The following is a 231-nucleotide window of genomic DNA, read 5'->3' as shown; positions in this document are numbered from 1 at the left end:
AAAGCTGGAAAATCAGAAGATAAAGAATCTGCTAAGAAAAAAGAAAAAGAACAAGAGCAAGCAGAAGCTAAGAAAAAAGCTGAAGAAGAGAAGCTAAAGGCTGAAGAAGAACAGAAAAAAGCTGAAGAAGAAGCGAAAGCTAACGAGAAAGTATCAGCTGAAAAAACTGTATCTAAGGCAAAAGAGGCTTACACAAAACCTTCTTGGAAAGCTGTAGGAACAGAACAAGGT

General features: G+C 36.8%; 1 pseudogene. It reads left to right on the top strand.

Annotation, left to right across the window (positions count from 1 at the left end):
- Positions 1-231, top strand: a pseudogene (locus tag MR107_RS30915) (YrrS family protein); the annotation flags it as partial.

The organism is Bacillus cereus group sp. BfR-BA-01441 (genome assembly GCF_022663075.1).
GTDB classification, from domain to species: Bacteria; Bacillota; Bacilli; order Bacillales; family Bacillaceae_G; genus Bacillus_A; species Bacillus_A cereus.
The sequence above is the reverse complement of the archived record's forward strand: the minus strand, read 5'-3'. Positions and strand labels throughout refer to the sequence as shown.